The organism is Blastococcus sp. CCUG 61487, assembly GCF_005222955.1.
In the GTDB taxonomy this organism is placed as follows: Bacteria; Actinomycetota; Actinomycetes; order Mycobacteriales; family Geodermatophilaceae; genus Blastococcus.
Genome location: NZ_LWUA01000289.1, coordinates 1 through 11,822, shown reverse-complemented (window position 1 = coordinate 11,822; position 11,822 = coordinate 1). Strand labels below are relative to the sequence as shown.

Genomic DNA, 11,822 nt, shown 5'->3' with positions numbered 1-11,822 from the left:
GTGGTACCCATGACGCGTGGGGGTGTGGCTCGGAGGTCTGCTGACGCGGGTGGTCGCGGCGGCCGTCCTCGCGTCCCTGCTCCTGGTCGCCTCCACGGCGCTGGCCATCTGGTGGACGGCGCGGCAGGACTCGCGCCCTGCCTCCGACGCGATCGTCGTGCTGGGATCGGCGCAGTACAACGGGGTCCCGTCGTCGATCTTCGAGGCCCGGCTGGAGCACGCCCTGGCCCTCTACGAGGACGGCGTCGCGCCCGTGGTCGTCACCGTCGGGGGCAAGGCGGCCGGTGACGCGTTCACCGAGGCCGACGCCGGCCGCGACTACCTGTTCCGGGCAGGCCTCCCGCCGGAGGCGCTGCTCGCGATCCCCGAGGGCGTCGACACCCTGGAGAGCATGCGGGTGACCGCCGAGGCGTTCGCCGACCGTGGCTGGACCACCGCCGTCCTCGTGACCGACCCCTGGCACGCGATGCGGGCGGAGCGCATGGCGGAGGATGCAGGCATCTCGGCGGAGAGCTCGCCGACCCGCCAGGGGCCGGCCGTGCAGACCAGGGTCACGCAGTTCCGCTACATCCTCCGGGAGACGGCGGCCTACCTGCTCTACCGCGCGACCGGCGAGAGCGTCGCCGGCGCGCCCGGGATCGGCTGAGGAGTCACGTGGTGCTCGAACTGGGCAAGGCGGGCAGCTCCGGCGTCGGCAAGGGCGTGCTCCCCGTCCTGCGGGACGGCGTCGTGGTGGCCACCCTGCAGGCGTCCAGCTGGACGGAGTCGGCGACGGCCGTGCTGGGCGACCGGCGCTGGGTCTTCGGCAAGCGCAAGGGCGTGCTCACCGCTCGCTGGGAGGTCGACCCCGAGGAGACGGCCCGGCTGCGGGCGGAGCAGACGTCGTGGTGGAAGGGCACCTGGACCGTCGAGCTGACCGGTGGTGCGCTGCAGGTGGAGTCGGTGTCCTGGTGGAAGGGCACGCACCGATTCCTGGCCGACGGGCGCGAGGTGGCCCGGGGTGGCACCACCGGTGGCTGGTCGCCGCGCCCGACGCTCACCGTCGACGTGGAGCTGCCGCTGGACGAGCAGGTCTTCCTCCTGTGGCTCCTGCTGGTGGTCGGCCGCCGCAACCAGGCCGCGGCGCTGACCGGCACGGGCGTCACCGTGACCGGAGGGAGCAGCTGATGGCCGGGCGAGGACGCATCCGGGCGGCCGACATCGCGCTGGTCCGCGAGCGGTCGAGGATCGACGAGATCGTCGGCGAGCACCTGCAGCTCAAGCGTGCCGGTGGGGGAAGTCTCAAGGGGCTCTGCCCGTTCCACGACGAGAAGTCGCCGTCGTTCCAGGTGACGCCGTCGAGAAACCTCTGGCACTGCTTCGGGTGCGGGGCGGGCGGCGACGTCATCTCCTTCATCCAGCAGATCGACCACCTCTCCTTCACCGAGGCCGTCGAGCTGCTGGCCACCCGCGCCAACATCGAGCTCAAGTACGAGGACGACGGCGGACGGCCCACGGCCGGCCCCGACCGCGCCCACGCCGGGCAGCGCGCCCGCCTGGTGGCCGCCAACACCGCCGCGGCCGCCTTCTTCGCCGAGCAGCTCGGCAGCCCCGAGGCGGCGCCCGCCCGCCAGTTCCTCGCCGACCGCGGCTTCGACCGGCAGGTGGCGCTCGACTTCGGCTGCGGCTTCGCCCCCGGTGGCTGGGACGCCCTCACCCGGCACCTGCGCGCGGCGGGCTACACCCAGCAGGAGCTGGTGACGGCGGGACTGGCCAAGGAGTCCTCCCGCGGCACGCTGATCGACCGCTTCCACCGGCGGTTGATCTGGCCGATCCGCGACATCACCGGCGACGTCATCGGCTTCGGCGCCCGCAAGCTCATGGACGACGACCCGGGGCCGAAGTACCTGAACACCCCGGAGACGCCGCTCTACAAGAAGAGCACGGTCCTCTACGGGATCGAGCGCGCCAAGCGGGACATCGCCAAGCGCCACCAGGCCGTCGTCGTCGAGGGCTACACCGACGTCATGGCCTGCCACCTGGCCGGCGTCACCACCGCCGTGGCCTCCTGCGGCACCGCCTTCGGCGGCGAGCACATCAGCGTGCTGCGGCGGCTGCTCATGGACCAGGACGAGTTCCGCGGCGAGGTGGTCTACACCTTCGACGGCGATGCCGCGGGGCAGGCGGCCGCGATGAAGACGTTCAAGGAGGACCAGCGCTTCGTCGCGCAGACCTTCGTCGCCGTCGAGCCCGACGGGCGCGACCCGTGCGAGCTGCGCCAGGAGCACGGCGACGCCGCGGTGCGCGACCTCATCGCCCGGCGCTCGCCGCTGATCGAGTTCGTCCTCAAGACGACGTTGGCGGACTACGACCTCGAGACCGTCGAGGGGCGGGTCGCCGCGCTGGAGAAGACCGCGCCGCTGCTGGCCCAGATCAAGGACCACGCGTTGCGCCCGGCCTACGCCCGCCGGCTGGCCGCGCTCATCGGCGACACCGACGAGGCCGACGTGCTGGCGAGGGTGCGCCGGCACACGGGGGAGGGGCAGGCGCCCTCGCGCGGCCGGCCACGGGCGCCGCAGCGCACCCCGGACGACGCCGCGGTCGCCGTCGAGCGGGAGGCGGTCAAGGCAGCGTTGCAGGTTCCCGAGCTTGCGGGGCCCGCGTTCGACGCGGTGCCGGCCGATGCCTACACCGAGCCCGACTACGCCGCGGTGGCCGCGGCGGTCGCGGCCGCCGGGGGAGCAGCGGGTGCGACCGTGACCGGCCCCGCCTGGCTCGACCTGGTCGCCGAGCGGTGCGACCGGGAGAGCGCGCGAGCCCAGCTCACCGCGCTGGCGGTCGAGCCGTTGCGCTCGGTCGGCGAGGCCGACGCCGGGTACGTCACCGCGGTGATGGCGCGGCTGCAGGAGATGGCGACCGTCCGCCAGATCGCCGCGCTCAAGGGTCGGCTGCAGCGGATGAACCCGGTCGAGAGCGGAGACGAGTACATGCGGGCGTTCAAGCAGCTCATGGATCTCGAGCAGCTGGCGATCTCGCTGCGCAAGCGGGCCATCGGGGGGCTGGGGTGAGCCTGCTGGACGTGCTCCGCCGCCGGTTCGCCCGTGCCCCCGAGGTGGTGCGCTTGGCGCTGCCCGCCGAGGAGCAGGCGCTCGCCTGGGGGCCGCTGGTCCGCGACGACGGATGGCTGGTCGCGACGCCGCGCGGCCTGCGCCGGGTGGGCGCCGACGGCACGGCAGACGAGCCGCTGCCGTGGCACGAGATCGGTTCGGCCACCTGGACCGGCGCCGGCGAGGGAGGCACGTTCGTCGTCACGCCGCTCGCCGAGGTGGAGCCGGGCGTGCAGGCGCGGCTGGCGCCGACGCGGCACACGCTCACCGAGGCCGGCGACCTCCCCGCGGTCGTGCGCCGGCGGGTCGACCAGACGGTCGTGGCCAGCAGGCGGGTCCCGCTGCCGGAGCGGGGCGGGGTGCTGCTCGTCGCCCGCCGGGTCCCCGGTCAGCCGGGGCGGGAGTGGACGGTCGTGTTCGACGACGACGCCCAGCGGGCCGATCCTGCGGCGCGGGAGGTGGCGCGCCAGAGGCTGGCCGAGGCCGTGGCGGCCGAGCAGCCGGACTGACCGGAGGCCGACTCAGCGGGGGGCGTCGCTGCCCATCCGGTCGCGGATCGAGGAGAGCGCGTCGTCGGCACGGGCCTGGGCCATCCCGGCCAGGCTCTGCAGGCGGGGGTCGTCCTTCGCGCGGTCCCAGGCCCGACGGATCTGCTCGTACCGCTCGTGGCCGGCCCGCGCGCCGAGCACGTATCCGGCTCCGAATCCGGCCAGGAACGACAGCTTCGCCACGGGGACCTCCAGGACGGCGAGAGATGAACCGGCGCACACGCTACCTGTGAGCCGCGTCGCTCCGAACACGGCCGAGGGGGGCGAGGTGGGTGCCGGCGGCTGAGGTAGTCTCGTCGGGTCGGCGGGTGCTCGCGCCCGCTCGTCCCCCGTAGCTCAATTGGCAGAGCATGCGACTGTTAATCGCAGGGTTACTGGTTCAAGTCCAGTCGGGGGAGCACATCAAGCCCTTGACCAGCGGAGACGCCGGTCGGGGGCTTTTCTGTTGTCCCTGTCAGAGGGGTCAGGCACTCTTTAGGCACTCTTTACTTCGGTGCCGGAGGTGCCTCGTGGGCCGTCCCCCGCTGCCGCTGGGCACCAGCGGCAAGGTCCTGTTCGCCACGCTGCCCAACGGTCGGGTCAGAGCCCGGGTCAAGTTCCGCGACTACGACGGCAGGGTCCGGTTGGTGTCCAAGGTGGGGCCTTCGCGCGCCGCCGCCGAACGGGCGCTGAAAGCTGAGTTCACCAGCCGCCAGGCGCCCGGCGGCGTCGGCGCGATCACTGCCGCAACACGAATGGCCACGTTGGCCGAAGCTTGGATCGAGGCCGACCACGGCTGGTCGACCGGCACGCAGCGCACCTACCGCTCGGTGGTCAGCAAGCAGGTCAAGCCGGCCTTCGGTCAACTCTGCATCCGCGAGGTGACCCCCGGCGTGGTCAGCCGGGCGCTGGCCGCCATCGCCAAGAGCAGCGGACCGGGGGCGGCCAAGACAGCGCGGGCGTGCCTTTCCGGGATGTTCGCGATGGCGATCCAGGACGGCGCCGTCACGGTCAATCCGGTCCGCGACGCCACTGCCAAGATCAGTACCGGCAAGCGAGCGCCGCGCGCACTGACTGCGGCAGAGACCGGACGACTCGTCGAGCTGTTCCGGACCAGCGACCGCGCGGTCGAGATCGACTTGCCCGACATCGTCGACTGGATGCTCGCCACCGGCTGCCGGATCGGCGAAGCGCTGGCCCTGCGGTACGGGATCAACGGCGACGGCAAGCCGATCCTCGATCTCGAAGCCGGGACATGGGAGGTGAATGCCACCGTGGTCCGCGTTCCAGGCGCCGGGCTGACGGTCCAGCCGCGGCCGAAGACCACGGCCGGCTGGCGGATCATCGCGCTGCCCGAGTTCGCCGTCCGGATGCTGCAGGACCGGCGGGTGAATTCCCGCCGGCAGACGGACGCTGAGGTCGTCTTCACTTCGCCGCTGGCCGGCGCCCTGCGGGATCCGTCGAACGTCTCAGGAGACCTCCGCCAGTTGCTCGACTCGTTCCAGTGCGAGGCCTGTGGGGGAACGGGCTATCAGCTCGATGAGGACGGCTCCTTCAGGGCGGGGGCGGGCGGGCGACGCATCCGCTGCGAGGAGGGGCCGTGGTCGTGGGTCACCTCGCACACCTTCCGCAAGACCGTCGCCACGCGACTCGACGAGGCCGGGCTCACCGCGCGCCAGGTGGCCGACCAGTTGGGCCATGCCAACCCGTCGATGACGCTCGACGTCTACTTCGGCCGGCAGGTCGTCAGCGCCGAGGCAGCGCGGGTGCTGAACCGTTGAGCTGGATCGCTGTGAAGTCCTGGCACAACGGCGGGGCGGCGCTCGCTGCCGCCGCTCACCCGGCTCGATCGGCGCGCCCTGCTTCCGCCTGCTCATTCAGCCACGCGGTCACGTCAGCGCGCCGGTAGACCACGCGCCGGCCCACACGGAAGCTGTGCGGGCCGGTGCCGAGGTGTCGCCAGTACCTCAGCGTGGAGACGGGCGAGCGCATGATCTGCGCAACCTCGGCCGTGGTCAGCAGGTCATCGGGGTTGTCCATGACGAACCTCCTTGGTCTCGTGACGCCGCCCGGGGGAGGCCCTGCACCGCAAGGTAGGGCGAGGGATGGACAGCTCGTCCGCCTCGCGCCCTCTAGCGGGAAGTCCCTGCTGCCTGTCCAGCCGGTCTGGGAGTGGCGAGTGTTGATCTTTCCCCTAATGGCGCTATCATCGGAATTACCCGATGAATGGAGCGGACACCGTGGTGACCACGACGACGCCGAAGGCGAGCGAGCCGCCGGTCGATGAGGCTGCTGCGCTGTCGACGGCCGCGTGCCTGTTCCGCAGCCTGGGTGACCCGATGCGGCTGGCGATCGTCCGCCACCTGATGCTCGGCCCGCATCGCGTTGTGGACCTCACCCGTCACCTGGGTGGACCCGCGCAGAGCTCGGTGTCCGCGGCGCTGGCCTGCTTGCGTGACTGCGGCCTTGCCGAGAGCCAGCCCCAGGGTCGGGCGTCGCTGTGGTCACTGAGCACCCAGCCCGAGCTGCTCGAGCTGCTCGCCTCGGCCGAGAAGCTGCTGGCCGCGACCGGTGACCAGGTCGCACTCTGCCCCGTGTACGGAGCGGGAGCCTCGGCGTGACCGCCGCCGCGCTCGTCCTCTACGTCGTGGCCCTCGTCGTGTTGTTCGGTGTGCGGTCGTGGATCCAGCTGCGCCGTACCGGGTCCACGGGGTTCGTCGGCATCTCCGGCACCCCGGCCGAGGCCGGCTGGTGGGGCGGGGTGCTGTTCGCCGCCGCGATGGTGCTCGGCCTGGCCGGACCGGTGCTGGCGGTGGCCGACGTCGTGACCGCCGATCCGCCGATCGCGGTGCAGATCGTCGGCCTGGTGCTGGCGCTGGCTGGCTTCGCCGCGACGCTGGCGGCTCAAACCGGGATGGGCGCCTCGTGGCGCATCGGCGTCGACTCGGCCGACCGCACCGAGCTGGTGACCGGCGGCGTGTTCGCGCACGTCCGCAATCCAATCTTCACCGGGATGGCCGCCGCCCAGGCCGGGGTGGTGCTCATGGTGCCCACGTGGGTCAGCGTGCTGGCGCTGGCTGCGCTGGTGGCTGCCGTCCAGCTGCAGGTCAGGGCCGTCGAAGAGCCCTATCTCCGCTCGGTGCACGGCGGGGCGTACGACGCCTACGCCGCCCGTGCCGGTCGGTTCCTGCCCGGCATCGGCCGGCTGCCGGCGACCCAGGGAGCGCAGCGATGAGCGGCGGCCACGACCACGCGCACGGTTCCAGCGGCGCGGCGGGCAACCGTCGGCGGCTGGCGGTCGTGCTGGCGCTGACCGCCTCGGTGCTGGTCGTCCAGGTGGTCGGCGCGCTGCTGTCGGGATCGTTGGCGCTGCTCGCCGACGCCGCGCACGCCGCCACTGATGCCGCCGGCCTGGTGATCGCGCTGGTCGCGGCCACCCTGGCGCTGCGCCCGCCGACGGCCCGGCGCACCTGGGGCTACCGGCGCGCCGAGGTGCTCGGCGCCACCCTGCAGGCGGCGGTGCTGCTGGCCGTGGGCGTGCTGGTCGCCGTCGAGGCGGTCGGCCGGCTGCTCGAGCCCGGGACAGCAGAGGTGGCGGCGACTCCGGTGCTGGTGTTCGGCGGCATCGGCCTGGCGGCCAACGCCCTCGGCATTTGGGTGCTCACCCGCGGCGGTGCACGCAACGGGAACCTGAATATGCGGGCGGCGCTGCTGGAGGTGATCAACGACGCGCTCGGGTCGGTCGCGGTGCTGGTCGCCGCCACGGTCATCGCGGTCACCGGCTGGCAGGCCGCGGACTCGGTCGCCTCGCTGCTGATCGCAGCCATGATCGTGCCGCGCACCATCGGGCTGCTGCGGCGAACGGTGTCGGTGCTCCTGGAAAGCACTCCGCCGGGCCTGGACCTCGAGGCAGTCCGCGCGCATCTGGAAGAGCTGCCCGGGGTCGTGGCAATCCATGACCTGCACGCCTCGCAGATCAGCGACGACCTGCCGGTCCTGACGGCGCACGTGGTGGTCGAGGACGCCTGCTTCGTGGACGCGCGGGCACCGCAGCTTCTCGACCAGATGCAGGACTGCCTCGCCGAGCACTTCCCGATCAGCGTCGCGCACTCGACGTTCCAGCTGGAAGCCCGCACACACGCCGATCACGAACTCGCCGCGCACCGCTGACCGCCGTCCACCGGCCGCGGAGGCCGGAGGGCAGAGGAACCGTCACCGCCGGATCCATTCGCCGCCGGCGAGCACGCCGGTCCGATCACGGCCCCAGCTGACCGTCGCCTGACCGTCGCGGCCGTGCCTGACGGCGCAGACCGCGCCCCACAGAATCGGAGAGCAGTACGTGGAGATCGCCACCTGGGTCCTGCAGGCGGTGGGCCTGTTCGTGGCCACCAACATCGACGACATCATCGTGCTGTCGCTGTTCTACGCCCGCGGCGCCGGCCGGCGCGGCACCACCGCGGCGATCCTCGCCGGGCAGTACCTCGGCTTCGGCGCCATCCTGGCCGCCGCGGTCCTCGTCGCGCTCGGCGCCCGCAGCTTCCTGCCCGAGGAGGCGATCCCGTACTTCGGGCTGATCCCGCTGGTGCTGGGCCTGCTCGCCGCGTGGCGGGCATGGCGCGACGACGATGATGACGACGACGACGAGGGCAAGGTCTCTGGCAAGTCGGTGAGCGCGCTGACCGTCGCCGCGGTCACCTTCGCCAACGGTGGGGACAACATCGGCGTCTACGTGCCGGTGTTCGCCACCGTGGGTCCTGCCGGCATCGTCGCCTACTGCGTCGTCTTCCTGGCCCTGGTCGCCGTGCTGGTCGTCGCCGCCCGGTTCGTCGCCACCCGCAAGACGATCGCCGAGTTCCTCGAGCGGTGGGAGCACGTGCTGTTCCCGCTGGTCCTCATCGGCCTCGGTGTCGTCATTCTTGTCGAGGGTGGTGCCTTCGGGCTCTAGCAACGACGCGGCACAGGCGCGGAAGGCGCCTTGCATCCGGAGATGTGGAAGCAGGCTCACTGTCCACAGACCGCTGGAGAAGCGTTCTGTCGTCATTACGTCGGTGCAGCTTTACGTTATGAGCGACGCAACGGAGACCGAACAGCGAATCTGCCGATTCCCGGACTGCCGTCGTCCGGCGGCGGAGTCGCAATCCGGGGCAGGCCGCCCGCCGGAGTACTGCGACGACAGCGCGCACAATCGGACCGCCGCCTGGCACGCCCGCCGCCGGCTGCGGACAGAGCAGTCCGGGCACGCGGCGGGGATGGAGCAGCGGCCGATAGATGCCGCGCGACAGCGGGCCAGTGAGTTGCACGGCCAGGTCGCCGGCATGATTGAGCACCTGAATCAGCAGCTGAAAGTGTTGCTCGAGGAGCTGCGGACGGTGGCCGATCCCGAGGCCGCCGAGTTACAGATCGATGCTGTGACGAGCGAGGCGGCAGAGCAGGTGGCGACCGCCGCGGCTCACGCCAGCCGGGCCGAGCAAGCGCGACAGCGCGCCGAGGCCGAGCGCGCGGAGGCTGACTCCGCTGCTGAGGAGGCCTCTGCCCTGAGCGAGCAGCTCCGTACCGGGCTCGTAGAGGCTCGCCAGCGGCTAACGGAGGCCGAAACCGAGCGAGACAGGCTGAACGCCGAGCTGGCCGACGCCCTCGCGGCCGTTGACACAGAACGAAAGCAGTCCGCCGCGAAGTTGATCGATCTTGCAGAGAAGCTGACTGCCGTCGAAGCGCGGCTGGTCGAGGCACACGGCGACCGCGACGCTGCGATCCGACGAGCGGAAGCCGCGATGGTTGCGCAGTCCGAGGCGGAAGAGCGATCCCGCAACGCTGTTGAACGGGCCGACGCCGAGTCGGCGCGCGCTGCCCGAGCTGAGGATGCGGTCGAATCCGTACGCCGGGGCCTGGCGCAGGCTGAACGGCGAGGGGCGGACCTCCGTGACGAGATCAGCGATCTGCGCGAGAAGCTGGCGGCGATGACCGCGCAGCGTGATGCCGCCATACACGACGCCGAGCGCGAGAAGACCCATGGCCACCAGCGAGTCGAGGACCTGCGTGCCCGTCACGACGAGGAGAACCGACGATTGCGCGAGGAACTCGCCGAGTTGCGCGGCGAGCTCAACACGGCGCGCGATGAAGCCCGCGTGCAGCGCAGCAGAGCCGACCGAGCCGAAGCCAGACTCGACAACGCCGTGACTACCAAGACGCGGCGCCCCCAGTCACCCGCGGGACGCGCACGGCGCCGAGGCGAGAGCACGGCCACAGGAACCGGAGAGACCCGCGACTGACACCGGAGCAGCGTGGCCAGGCTCGGTCCTTCGCCGCTGCGCCCTGTGGAATCCGCGATGGGATCGCCCTGTGGGGATCGGCGCCCTGCCGCCGTGCCATAGACGTTGAGGGAACCCGCTGCCCCGGTCCCGGATGGACGTCACCGTCAGAAGGTGGCCGCGAGCAGGAAGCCCACCGTGAGGGCAGGGCCGTAGGGAAAGGTGCTCTGGCGGTCCCCGCCACGCATCAACGTGATCACGGCTTGCGTCGAGGTGATCACGGTGAACGCGACGAGCGCGAACAACAAGCCGTGATGCGTGGCGTGTCCAAGGCCTAGCCCACCGAGGGTCGCCAGTCGGACGTCACCGAAGCCCGCTCCCGCAAACCGCCAGCACACCAGCAGGACGGCACCCGCCGCCGCAGCAGCGACGCCGCTGAGCAGCAGACCGCGCCAGTCACCGTGCACGGCGAGACCGACGGTCAGCAGCACGCCGGTGCCGACGGCGGCCTGGCGGACGAGTGGTGTCGGGATGCGTTGGGTGACCGCATCGCAGGAGGCCGCGGCGACCAGGGCGCATCCCCAGACCATCAGGGCAGGCACGAGCCACCACGTCCCCGCACGGTGAGACGCCACGATCGCAGCGGCTCCCGCCCCACCGCCGGCGACGGCGCTGGCCAGCGCCAGGCCCGGACGGGCAGCGTCGAGCCGCGCGAGCTGCGCAAGCCCACGAGAAGCAAGCCAGGGGGTGGTTGCGGCGCCGATCAACGCTGCCGCCGCCGACGCCGCCATCCACGTGCCGTTCATCCGCTGGCGGCCACCCTCGAGCTCCAGGGGTCTGTTTGCCCTTCGCTGCGCAGCCCTGTGGATATCTGCGCCATCCCAGCTTCCGGTGCGGGAGCGTGTCAGGACCACGCGATACATCCAGACGCGGAGGACGAGTGACGGACTCAGGGACAACCTGTCACCCGAAAGGGTGGGAACGAGACGACGGTCACACGTCCGCTCGGCCGGGAGGGCAACCTCGGTCGACGGACGGTGACGTGCTGGGAGGTGATCAGGCGTGACGGTGATACGGACGGCGGCGGGGGCAGCCGCGGTGCTCCTGGCGCTGACGGCCTCGGGTTGTTCGTCGTCGTCCGACCCTGGCTCGTCGAGTTCGCCGACGTCTGGGACAGCGCCTTCCCAGACGCCGAGCCCCTCACCGCCCACTCCAGGCCCCGTCGAGGAAGCGCAGGCACTGGCGATCGCGCTCGTTCCGGACTACCTGGAGACCATCGACGACCTGTACCTCGACCCGTCGCTCCCGCTCGACGGGATCCACCAGGTCGCTGTGGCTCCGGAAGCCACAGCCCAGGCCACAGCGATCGGCAAGTTCCGTTCTCAGGGCTACCGGCAGACCGGCCGGTCGCAGCTGGTGACCGCGTCTGCCGCCAGCACCGACCTCTCGAACAGTCCCGCTGCTTCGCCGTCACCCGTATTGCCGACCGTCGTCGTCACCGCCTGCGTCGACGTGGGCGAGGTGGACGCGATCGATGCCTCCGGGTCGTCAATCGTGCCGTCAGGTCGTCCGAGATACCTCATCCAGCAACTCACCGTGGTGAACCCGAACTATCCGGACACGTCGTCGTGGCGGGTCAGCGAGGCTCCGAACCGGCAGGCGCAGTCATGCGACGAGTAGCTCTTGCCTTGGCGGGTGCGCTGCTGTGCGTCGGCGCCTCGCTGGTCCTCTCGCCGGCTGCTGTCGCTGATCCGGCGACCTGCCAGCAGTACGACTCACACGGCATCTGTGTGGTCGAAGTCGAGACGGCCGAGGATGACGGTGGGACGGCGGCCCCACCGGGCGCAACAACTCCCGCCGCCGGTGGCGGTACCTCGCCGGCTGTCTGCACTGTCAGCCCCTCCGGCACCGTCATTCCATGCCAGGACGGCCAAGCATGGTGGGTGACGTCCCGCGGGGTG

The 11,822-nt window shown here is 71.7% G+C and carries 14 protein-coding genes and 1 tRNA gene; 12 read left to right on the top strand and 3 right to left on the bottom strand.

All coding sequences use genetic code 11. From position 1 onward, the window contains the following. Positions 1 to 16 precede the first annotated feature (16 nt). From A6V29_RS19415 to A6V29_RS19400, 4 genes are read left to right on the top strand one after another with little or no spacing between them, the layout of a single operon-like run. Complete coding sequence (locus tag A6V29_RS19415; protein WP_249933363.1) at positions 17 to 646, top strand: YdcF family protein; 630 nt, start codon at positions 17 to 19, stop codon at positions 644 to 646. Between the two features lie 8 nt (positions 647 to 654). Continuing rightward, a complete protein-coding gene (locus A6V29_RS19410; RefSeq protein ID WP_249933362.1) occupies positions 655 to 1,167 on the top strand; it encodes a hypothetical protein in 513 nt (170 codons plus the stop codon). Continuing rightward, the gene (gene dnaG, locus A6V29_RS19405; RefSeq protein WP_137161825.1) at positions 1,167 to 3,047 is read left to right on the top strand and encodes a DNA primase; all 1,881 of its coding nucleotides are present in this window, start codon (positions 1,167 to 1,169) and stop codon (positions 3,045 to 3,047) included. Before A6V29_RS19410 ends, dnaG begins: the two co-directional genes overlap by 1 nt. Then, positions 3,044 to 3,595, top strand: coding sequence for a hypothetical protein (locus A6V29_RS19400; protein ID WP_137161824.1), 552 nt, complete (start codon positions 3,044 to 3,046; stop codon positions 3,593 to 3,595). Before dnaG ends, A6V29_RS19400 begins: the two co-directional genes overlap by 4 nt. A gap of 12 nt (positions 3,596 to 3,607) precedes the next feature. Here the strand turns inward: A6V29_RS19400 and A6V29_RS19395 are convergent, their stop codons facing one another. After that, positions 3,608 to 3,817 carry a hypothetical protein gene (locus A6V29_RS19395; RefSeq protein WP_137161823.1) on the bottom strand — a complete coding sequence of 70 codons (210 nt, stop codon included), beginning with the start codon at positions 3,815 to 3,817 and terminating at the stop codon, positions 3,608 to 3,610. A gap of 142 nt (positions 3,818 to 3,959) precedes the next feature. Here A6V29_RS19395 and A6V29_RS19390 point away from each other — a divergent pair. Beyond that, positions 3,960 to 4,032 (top strand) — tRNA-Asn (locus tag A6V29_RS19390). Positions 4,033 to 4,143: 111 nt separating this feature from the next. Further along, positions 4,144 to 5,394 carry a site-specific integrase gene (locus A6V29_RS19385; RefSeq protein ID WP_040336929.1) on the top strand — a complete coding sequence of 417 codons (1,251 nt, stop codon included), beginning with the start codon at positions 4,144 to 4,146 and terminating at the stop codon, positions 5,392 to 5,394. A 55-nt stretch (positions 5,395 to 5,449) separates the two neighbouring features. Here A6V29_RS19385 and A6V29_RS19380 read toward each other — a convergent pair whose 3' ends face one another. Continuing rightward, on the bottom strand, positions 5,450 to 5,653 hold the full coding sequence (locus tag A6V29_RS19380) for a helix-turn-helix domain-containing protein (RefSeq protein ID WP_040336928.1): 204 nt from the start codon (positions 5,651 to 5,653) through the stop codon (positions 5,450 to 5,452). 182 nt (positions 5,654 to 5,835) lie between these two features. Here A6V29_RS19380 and A6V29_RS19375 point away from each other — a divergent pair, with 182 nt between their 5' ends. The 5 genes from A6V29_RS19375 to A6V29_RS19355 all read left to right on the top strand — a co-directional run bounded on the left by A6V29_RS19375 (position 5,836) and on the right by A6V29_RS19355 (position 9,882). Next, the gene (locus A6V29_RS19375) at positions 5,836 to 6,234 is read left to right on the top strand and encodes an ArsR/SmtB family transcription factor (protein WP_040336927.1); all 399 of its coding nucleotides are present in this window, start codon (positions 5,836 to 5,838) and stop codon (positions 6,232 to 6,234) included. Beyond that, positions 6,231 to 6,848, top strand: a complete 618-nt coding sequence (locus A6V29_RS19370; RefSeq protein WP_040336926.1) for a methyltransferase family protein — start codon at positions 6,231 to 6,233, stop codon at positions 6,846 to 6,848. The genes A6V29_RS19375 and A6V29_RS19370 overlap by 4 nt, the downstream gene beginning before the upstream one ends. Then, on the top strand, positions 6,845 to 7,783 hold the full coding sequence (locus A6V29_RS19365) for a cation diffusion facilitator family transporter (protein ID WP_040336925.1): 939 nt from the start codon (positions 6,845 to 6,847) through the stop codon (positions 7,781 to 7,783). Before A6V29_RS19370 ends, A6V29_RS19365 begins: the two co-directional genes overlap by 4 nt. Before the next feature lie 169 nt (positions 7,784 to 7,952). Beyond that, the gene (locus tag A6V29_RS19360) at positions 7,953 to 8,558 is read left to right on the top strand and encodes a cadmium resistance transporter (RefSeq protein ID WP_040336924.1); all 606 of its coding nucleotides are present in this window, start codon (positions 7,953 to 7,955) and stop codon (positions 8,556 to 8,558) included. Positions 8,559 to 8,676: 118 nt separating this feature from the next. Continuing rightward, positions 8,677 to 9,882, top strand: a complete 1,206-nt coding sequence (locus tag A6V29_RS19355) for a coiled-coil domain-containing protein (protein WP_137161822.1) — start codon at positions 8,677 to 8,679, stop codon at positions 9,880 to 9,882. 146 nt (positions 9,883 to 10,028) lie between these two features. Here A6V29_RS19355 and A6V29_RS19350 read toward each other — a convergent pair whose 3' ends face one another. After that, positions 10,029 to 10,667, bottom strand: a complete 639-nt coding sequence (locus A6V29_RS19350; protein ID WP_040336922.1) for a prepilin peptidase — start codon at positions 10,665 to 10,667, stop codon at positions 10,029 to 10,031. Positions 10,668 to 10,923: 256 nt separating this feature from the next. Between A6V29_RS19350 and A6V29_RS19345 the strand changes: the two genes are divergently transcribed. Next, positions 10,924 to 11,541: a hypothetical protein gene (locus A6V29_RS19345; protein ID WP_249933361.1), complete on the top strand. Its 618-nt coding sequence runs from the start codon at positions 10,924 to 10,926 to the stop codon at positions 11,539 to 11,541. Positions 11,542 to 11,822 lie beyond the last annotated feature (281 nt).

Excerpts from the sequence above, each read along its gene's own strand:
- A6V29_RS19350 (WP_040336922.1), bottom strand. The coding sequence starts at position 10,667 with ATGAACGGCACGTGGATGGCGGCGTCGGCGGCGGCAGCGTTGATCGGC.
- A6V29_RS19365 (WP_040336925.1), top strand. The coding sequence starts at position 6,845 with ATGAGCGGCGGCCACGACCACGCGCACGGTTCCAGCGGCGCGGCGGGC.
- dnaG (WP_137161825.1), top strand. The coding sequence starts at position 1,167 with ATGGCCGGGCGAGGACGCATCCGGGCGGCCGACATCGCGCTGGTCCGC.
- A6V29_RS19375 (WP_040336927.1), top strand. The coding sequence starts at position 5,836 with ATGAATGGAGCGGACACCGTGGTGACCACGACGACGCCGAAGGCGAGC.
- A6V29_RS19355 (WP_137161822.1), top strand. The coding sequence starts at position 8,677 with ATGAGCGACGCAACGGAGACCGAACAGCGAATCTGCCGATTCCCGGAC.
- A6V29_RS19380 (WP_040336928.1), bottom strand. The coding sequence starts at position 5,653 with ATGGACAACCCCGATGACCTGCTGACCACGGCCGAGGTTGCGCAGATC.